8 protein-coding genes are annotated in these 8,186 nt (G+C 30.6%); all 8 read right to left on the bottom strand.

Going from position 1 to position 8,186, the window contains the following annotated elements:
- Window positions 1–791: heavy metal translocating P-type ATPase (locus CHL78_RS18805; protein ID WP_147295854.1), on the bottom strand; the 791-nt coding region annotated here is incomplete at its 3' end.
- A 239-nt stretch (window positions 792–1,030) separates the two neighbouring features.
- Complete coding sequence (locus tag CHL78_RS18800; protein WP_094369800.1) at window positions 1,031–2,221, bottom strand: MalY/PatB family protein; 1,191 nt, start codon at window positions 2,219–2,221, stop codon at window positions 1,031–1,033.
- A gap of 3 nt (window positions 2,222–2,224) precedes the next feature.
- Entirely contained in the window at window positions 2,225–3,295 is a 1,071-nt protein-coding gene (locus CHL78_RS18795; protein WP_094369799.1) for an aminopeptidase P family protein, read from the bottom strand.
- 8 nt (window positions 3,296–3,303) lie between these two features.
- Window positions 3,304–4,641 carry a PTS sugar transporter subunit IIC gene (locus tag CHL78_RS18790; protein WP_094369798.1) on the bottom strand — a complete coding sequence of 446 codons (1,338 nt, stop codon included), beginning with the start codon at window positions 4,639–4,641 and terminating at the stop codon, window positions 3,304–3,306.
- Window positions 4,642–4,691: 50 nt separating this feature from the next.
- Window positions 4,692–5,027 carry a PTS sugar transporter subunit IIB gene (locus tag CHL78_RS18785; RefSeq protein WP_094369797.1) on the bottom strand — a complete coding sequence of 112 codons (336 nt, stop codon included), beginning with the start codon at window positions 5,025–5,027 and terminating at the stop codon, window positions 4,692–4,694.
- Window positions 5,028–5,120: 93 nt separating this feature from the next.
- Window positions 5,121–5,429, bottom strand: a complete 309-nt coding sequence (locus CHL78_RS18780; protein WP_094369796.1) for a PTS lactose/cellobiose transporter subunit IIA — start codon at window positions 5,427–5,429, stop codon at window positions 5,121–5,123.
- 14 nt (window positions 5,430–5,443) lie between these two features.
- The gene (ypdE, locus tag CHL78_RS18775) at window positions 5,444–6,487 is read right to left on the bottom strand and encodes an aminopeptidase (protein WP_094369795.1); all 1,044 of its coding nucleotides are present in this window, start codon (window positions 6,485–6,487) and stop codon (window positions 5,444–5,446) included.
- Window positions 6,488–6,490: 3 nt separating this feature from the next.
- Window positions 6,491–8,186: BglG family transcription antiterminator (locus CHL78_RS18770; RefSeq protein WP_116041695.1), on the bottom strand; the 1,696-nt coding region annotated here is incomplete at its 5' end.

Raw genomic sequence — 8,186 nt, 5'->3', positions numbered from 1 at the left:
GTTGTATATACACTATATAAAAATGCTGCTAATGTTCCTATTGCTACTAATGAATCCATATTTGGGCTCTTATTTATCAGTGCTTTGAATCCATTTGTATAGAACTTATTTCCAGCAATCATTACTGGTATTACTAGTACTAATTGAATTAAGGCATAGTTTAAAGGATTCGCCATTGGATCTATTATATTTGGTACTGGCCATGGTCCAACTGGTGCTGATATCATAGGCCCCATTGCTATATAAAATAATGGTAATGAAAATCCCACAGCTACTAAAAACTTAGTAAATAAAGTCTTCATTTCTTTTTCTTTTCTTACTTTATCTTCATCAATACTTGCTTCTTTATTTTCACTTTTTTCTAATACTTTGTATCCTGCTTTTTCAATTGTATTTCTTATTTGAGTTAATTTTAATTTAGATAGGTCGTAGCTTATTGTTGCTTTTTCTGTTGCTACATTTACACTTATACTTTCTATTCCATCTAGCTTGTTCACAGCTCTTTCGATCGCTTTTGCACAAGATGCGCAAGTCATTCCACCTATTTTAAAATCTATCTTGCTATATCTAACGTCTTCAAGTAAGTTGTATCCTGCTTTTTTTATTGCTTTTTCTAAGTCTTCGAACTTAACTTTAGTAGTATCATATTCTATTTGAATTTTTTCTGTAGCCATATTCACGCTTTGGCTAACTACTCCTTCAATTTTTTTGACTGCTCTTTCTGCAGCTTTTCCACAAGCCGAGCATGTCATTCCAGTTATTTTATAACTTGCTTTTTTTAAATTACTCATTTTAAATCTCCTTTTTATATTTTTATATAGTTTACACATCCGGTATTTATAGTTATTTATTATGACTTACTTTTTATTGCTTATTTCTTTATTTTTATACCCCCCAGGGGTATGTTATATTCATAGTATATGCTCTACTTTTAAATTTGTCAACAATATTTTCAAAAAATATAAACTCTTAATAAACACTGTGAATAAAAATAACCGCACAACTGTATAACACAGATGTACGGTTATTTTTATTTACAATATAATGTTTCGTATGTATGTTTTATTCTATTAAGAGCTTCATTTAATGTATTTCTTGGGCATCCAATGTTAAGGCGAATAAATCCCTCTCCATCTTGAACAAAGTAACTTCCAACCACCATTGTTACATTTGCCGCTTTAAAGAATGATTTAGCTTCGTCTTCATTTTTAAATAATCCTCTTACATCAATCCACGCTAGAAAAGACGAATCCGATTCCATTACTTTAGCCTCAGGTATGTTATTCCTAAAGAAGTCATATACTATTTCAAAGTTTCCATAAACATACTCTCCCATTTCATCTAGCCACTCCTCGCCATGGTCATATGCAGCAGTAATTGCTGGTATAGCAAATACATTTGGAGATGTTATAGAATTACTTTTTAGTTGTTCTAATAAAATTTCTCTTACTTCTTTATTTTGTGCTAGGACATATGATGTTTTAAGTCCTCCTAGGTTAAATCCTTTATTCGGAGATACGCATATTATACTAGTTCTTTGAATTTCTGGATGTGCATTCCATAAAGATATAAATTTATCCCCCTTAAATACTACATCTCTATGAATTTCATCACTTACTAAAAGTACATTGTATTTTAAACATAACTCTGATAATTGATATAATTCATCTTTTGTCCATACACGACCTGATGGATTTTGAGGACTACAGAATATATATACTTTAATATTACCAGTTTTCATTTGACTCTCAATATCTTTAAAATCTAGATAGTATCTATTATCCTCTAATTTTAGTGGGCTGCAATATAGTTTTCTATTGTTATTTTCTATAGCTTCTGCAAAAGGATCATATGCTGGTGTATTTATTAATACCCCTTCACCTATTTTTGTGTAAGCTTGTACTATATAATGTAATGTTGAAACTGTACCAAAAGTTAATTTTATCCATTCTTTTTCTATATCAACATTAAATCTTCTTTTATTCCAATTTATTACAGATTCATAAAACTCATCTGATATAAAGGTATAACTATAATCACCTACTGACGCTCTCTTCATTATAGCTTCCTTTATTGCTGGAGCGCATTCAAAGTCAATATCAGCAAGGTCCATTGGAATTGCAGTTTCATCTAAGTCAAATTTTTCTTTTAAGACATGATTGCTCCATTTTCTGCAATTACTTTCTTTTCGATTTATTACTTTATCAAAATTATATTTCATATCTTACTCCCCTAATATAATCCATTCTTTGGATGTCTTATTGAGCGAAACGCCTTTTCCATTTTCTATAACTACATCATCTTCTATTCGTACTCCACCTAAATCAGGAATATAAATACCTGGTTCACAAGACATAACCATACCTTCTTCTAAAATATCTTCACTTCTAGAATTTAATGTAGGCACCTCTCCATCCCCAAGACCAATTCCATGACCTAATCCATGAGTAAAGTAATCACCAAATCCTGACTCAGTTATACTATCTCTAGCAATCTTATCAACATCCTTTGCATAAGCACCCTCTTTAATTCCTTCAATTGCTAATTGTTGCGCTTTTAGAACTTCCGCATATATTTCCTGAATCTTCTTTGGAGGCGTTCCTATAGATATAGTACGCGTCATGTCCGATTGATATCCCTCATAAACAATACCAAAATCTATTGTTATAGCTTCATTTCTTTTTAGTTTTTTTGTAGTAGGTCGGCCATGTGGCATGGCTCCCCTTTCACCAGATGCAACAATTGTATCAAATGCCATACCAGTTGCACCTTTTTTCATACTCATATATTGAATTAATGCAGCGACCTCTAGCTCTGTCATACCTTCTTTTATTTCTGCAATAACTTCTTTAAATATTTCATCAGTTAATTCACAAGCTTTTTTAATAAGTTCAATCTCATCTTTAGATTTTACTGATCTCATTTTACCTATCTCATTGGTTAACAATGTAATATTGAAGCCAGCCTCACTTAAATCAATATACTCTTTTATAGTCATAGCTTGATTTTCAATACCAACCTTCTCTATGGATAATTCTTTTATTAATTCGATTATAGTCGGTATATATAATCCTTGCGGAACAACTTTATTTATAAAGCCTATTGTCTTTTTATCTGCCTCTTCAATATATCTTCCATCTAAGATCTGGTAAGCATTATCTTTTGTAACTAAAACATATACTCCGCTTCCTGTTAATGCGCCGATATATCTCTTATTAGTTTTACCTTTTATTAATAGTGCATCTATATTTTTTTCTACTATTAAATTTCTTATCTTATATATTCTATTCTCCATAATCATACCTAGAAATCTAGCCCAAGATCATCTAATATATCAACATCATCATCTGAGAATATATTTTTACTTGGCTCTTTTTCTTGTTCTTTTTTGTTTAGCTTTGCTTCTTCTTGACGTTCCATAATTTTAAAGAATGGCATGTATAATGCTACTGCTAATACTAATTGTATTAAGTTAGCTACTATAGAACGCCAGTCACCATTTGTTAAGAATCCTTCTAAGAATACACCTACGTATGGTGGATCAAATACTGGCTTCGCCAATAAACCAAGGTGCATTAAGAACATTGGAAGTGTACCTATTATTGCTCCTCCAAATACAAATGGTATAAACATTATTGGATTTAATATTATTGGTGCTCCAAATAATATCGGTTCATTAATACCAAATAAGGATGGGAATAATGATACTTGCCCAATCTTTTTGTAACTTTTATTTTTAGATAACATACATGCAATTACACACCCCATAGTTATACCTGCTCCTGTAAACCCAAAGAATGCACTTGATGCACCTGCAGTATAAAAGTGAGGTATTGGTTGACCTGCTTGCATAGCTGCTATATTTTCTGCTATAAATGTAACCATTATAGGACGAGTTATAGGACTGAACACAGATGAATGTATTCCAAAGAAGAATACTGTACATATACAGAAGTTTAATAATAATACAGCCCATGGATTGTCCATACTTCCTACTAATGGAGCTAAGAACCTAGTAAGTATTTGAGGTGGTAGTTCTCCAAATACACTTAATGATACAAAACGCGCAATTATAAATGTACCACAAACTATTATAGTAGTTGGTATTAACTCAAATGACTTAGATACAAAGTCTGGAACACCTTCTGGCATTCTTATTGTAATATTTTTTCGTTTACAGAAGTTATATAATTCCGTAGCACCTATGGATGCAATCATCGCTGTAAATAGACCTTTTGCTCCTAAATTTCCAAGTTCTAAAGCACCATCTGGTGTGAAAGATGCTACTAGGAACAAAAATGAAAACGCTGAAAGGGTTATACATCCAGGAATATATAACTTGTAATGATTCCCCAAATTATAAGCAATACACATACAGGCATATAATCCTAATAAACCTATAGAAAGTGTTACTGGTAAATCTAATATTTCACTATTATTTAATATAAACTGACTTACTGGGTTATTTTCCCCTATCATATTTGGAAGTGCCGGAATTATAGCAAAGAAACTCCCTAGTATTGTAAATGGTGTCATTGCTACCATTGCTGCTTTTATTGCCCCCAAGTGACGTTGATTATCAACTTTATGCGCTAATGGCATAAATACACGATTCATAAATGCTTCAAATTTAGCGAACATTCGTATCCCCCTATTGCGTAATTTATTTGTTTATTTACTTGATGTTTATTTTATTTATTTAACATTTCATGCTTTTTGTATGTTACTAAAGCCAACTTCATTACTGTTGCTCCATCCATTTTTCCATATACATCTTTATCAATTATTGCATAAGGCTTATTACGAGGTTCTAATATCCCCTTTAAGAAATCTAACTTATGAGATATTTGAGGTCCTATAAGTACCATATCCCAATTATCTATTTCACTTTCAATTGAATCTGCTGGTATAGCTGTAAATTCAAAATCGTTTTCATCCAACTTAGCACTTTCTTTAACAACCTTCTTCATATTTTGCATTAACATATTTGTAGAAAATCCACCTGCACAACATAATAATATTTTCATAATTATTCCTCCTAAAATTATTTATTAGTTTAATTTATTTTTTCTCTTTTAGTAAGCACATATATACCCACTAAAAGAGATTTTTTTACACTTTTAGTTATCAAGTACTTCTATTAGAGTCTCTATTAAATCTTTTGCTAGTTGAGATGTCATGTAATGATCTTGTGCATGCACCATAAGTAGTCCAATAGCAGGGCTTTCTTCATCTTCACTCAAATCTTTAGTAATTAATTCAGTTTGTATTCTATGAGCTTTAACATCAATCTTACGTGCTTCTTCTATTAAAGACCTAGCTTCATCAAAATTTTTACTTTTTACCATCTTTAATGCTTCAAAAGCTTTTGCCTTACTTTCCCCTGCTGTTGTTATAAGTTCCATAACTTGAAATTCTGTTGCTTCCATTTTATTTTCTCCTTTTATATAAAGTTTTTTATTTTTTTACATAGTTCTTCATCAAAATTTAATATTAATTCTGTGTATAGCTTTATCATTGATTCAATGTCTATCGGACTAACAATTGAAAATGCACAATGTCCATATCTAACAGGAAGACAAGTAACGACACAAGGCTTACCTTCATTAACCTTATGAGCTTCTCCTCCATCTGTTCCCCCTGATTTAAACATGTCATGTTGAAGAGGTAGATTAAGTTTATCCGCAGTTTCTTTTATGTAGTTTATCATTTTTTTATTTGGAGCTAATGTCCTATCAAAATGCATAAGCATTACACCTTTATCAATTTGCTTTTTATTAGTATGATCTCTTACAAATTCATTTTTGTGACAACCTACATCTATTACAAATACAATATCAGGATTAACTAGTTGAGCTGCTGTTTTTGCTCCTCTTATACCTACCTCTTCGCTACTTGTTGCTGCAAAGTAAACATTACTATTTAATTCTTTTCCTTCTAGATTTTTTAATACTTCACCCATAACGAAACATCCTAGACGATCATCAAATGCCTTACCTACCAATCTATTAGGAAGTGAAAATCCTTCAAATTCAGTAGCATAAGTTACCATATCCCCCACTTGAATACCTAAGTTATATACTTCCTCATCAGTGTAAGCTCCTATGTCAGCATATAAATCCTCAGTTATATCATTTTTATAAGTTCCATTAATGATTGCAGGTATTTTATCTCCGCTATCAGTTGTTATTCTTACCTTTTGAAGATGCTGAGCCAAAGGCTTAACTCCTCCAACTACCATCAAATGAATCATACCATCTTTACTTATACTTCTTACAATAAAACCTACTTCGTCCATGTGAGCGCATATCATAACCTTAGGTGCATTTCCCTTGTTTTCTTTTGAAAAAATAATACTACCTAGTCCATCACATACTACATTATCACTATAATCTCTTAATTCATCTAAAAGTACATTCCTGACTTCTTCCTCATTAGATGCTATTGCATCTGCTTGTGATAATTTCTTTAGGAAATCTATATTCATCTGCTACCCCCTTAAACTATTCTTTAATTTATACATAAATTCTTCATAGGATTGTGATTGTCTTAAATAATTAACAGTGCTTTCACTTAGCATGATGTCACTAATATATTTACTAATTTGTTTATGTAATTCAAGATTACCCTTTATTAATGAAATCATGAATATAATTGTTGGCTTTCTACCCTCATGCTCAATATCTGATTGTATAAGAGCAACTGATATTAAGTTTTTATTCCCTGTCATTTCAATAGGATGTGGAATTGTTACTCCATTTGTATATATAGTACTTAAAAAACTTTCACGCTCCCATACATCTCTTGGATAACTTACTCCAGAATCACCAAGGTCCACTACCTTTTGTGCCATAGTATAAATAATACTTTTATACTCTCCATTCTCTGTTATGCATGTGAAATGATTTTTATTAAATAAACTCAAGAAATATTGTTGAGGATTTGCTACCTTTCCAAAGTCATCTACAAATCTTACACTTTCTTTAATTTTTAGATAATCAAGTTCATCTAGTATCTCTTTTATTAAAATAACTGGAGCATTTACTTCAAATGATAAATCAGCTATAGAAAAAATCAAATCTGGTGAAAATTTTACTACATCTTCTTTATCTAATAATGAAAAATTTCTTAGTTTAGCATTAGGGAATATCTCTTTAAGTCTTAATTTAATTAGATAAGCACTTCCACCACCGGAAGAACAAACTATGGCTATTTTGTATTTTTGACTAAAGCTTTTTTCTTTGCTTTTTTCAAATGGCACTGCAATATGAGTACCTATAAAACCAATTTCATCTTGACTTATTTTTATTTGATATTCTTTTTCCAATATCTTAGACAACTGAATAGCCAGGTTAAATACTGTTGGATATTGCTGACTTATTTGATCTAGTATCGGATTTTTTAAGTTTTGTTCTCTCTTAACTCGCTCTATTAAAGACGCTACATGTAAGTACAATAAATTAAAAAACTCTTTATCTTCTAAAAATTTAGTACTATATTTTTTATCTACTTCTTCAAAGAAGTAATGAATAATTTGTTGTAGCTTATTCTTTTGAGAGCTATCTATTTCATACTCTTTACTTTTAGTCTTTCTCTTTATAAAACTAGCAAGGTAATCCTTTTCCTCATCATCAATAAAATATTGAAGCTCTGAGAATACTTCTTGTATAATCTGCTCTGTTATAAGTTCTTTAGATTCTTTACTTTCTACTAGCTTATTTTGTCTATGTTCTTTTCTTATACTTCCCTTAATATAAAAAATTGTCAATTGAAGTGTTAGTTCTTTAAGCTCTACAAGATTTATTTCTAACTTGTATTTGTTTAGTACATTTTCTACTGTGCTTCTTATTTTTTCTATTTGATTATTATTGATAAACTGATTATAAAATTCCTTAAGCTTCCCATTTCCTTTTGAGAAAAGTTTCAAAAGATTTTTTTGTTTTTCTTGAATAGATCCTATTATTTGAATGCCATAATGTGCTCTACGCTCTAAATATAAATCTGTGTATTCAAGTTTTAAATTTAATCTTTTTAAATCATTCTTTATTAAAGAAGTGCTCACTAAAAATTCTTGGCTAAGTTGCTCTATAGTTATATATCCTTCTCTTAGCAGTAATAATACTAATATAGAGTCTAGACGCTGTTCTGGATTTTCTATTGGAGTAGGCGATAAGCTTCTCATATAC

Origin of the sequence: Romboutsia weinsteinii, assembly GCF_002250835.2 — a bacterium.
GTDB lineage: Bacteria > Bacillota > Clostridia > Peptostreptococcales > Peptostreptococcaceae > Romboutsia_A > Romboutsia_A weinsteinii.
The sequence above is the reverse complement of the archived record's forward strand: the minus strand, read 5'-3'. Positions and strand labels throughout refer to the sequence as shown.

What these genes read in the sequence shown, in the direction of transcription:
- CHL78_RS18800 (WP_094369800.1), bottom strand. Translation starts at nt 2,221, where the DNA reads ATGAAATATAATTTTGATAAAGTAATAAATCGAAAAGAAAGTAATTGC.
- CHL78_RS18795 (WP_094369799.1), bottom strand. Translation starts at nt 3,295, where the DNA reads ATGGAGAATAGAATATATAAGATAAGAAATTTAATAGTAGAAAAAAAT.
- CHL78_RS18790 (WP_094369798.1), bottom strand. Translation starts at nt 4,641, where the DNA reads ATGTTCGCTAAATTTGAAGCATTTATGAATCGTGTATTTATGCCATTA.
- CHL78_RS18785 (WP_094369797.1), bottom strand. Translation starts at nt 5,027, where the DNA reads ATGAAAATATTATTATGTTGTGCAGGTGGATTTTCTACAAATATGTTA.
- CHL78_RS18780 (WP_094369796.1), bottom strand. Translation starts at nt 5,429, where the DNA reads ATGGAAGCAACAGAATTTCAAGTTATGGAACTTATAACAACAGCAGGG.
- ypdE (WP_094369795.1), bottom strand. Translation starts at nt 6,487, where the DNA reads ATGAATATAGATTTCCTAAAGAAATTATCACAAGCAGATGCAATAGCA.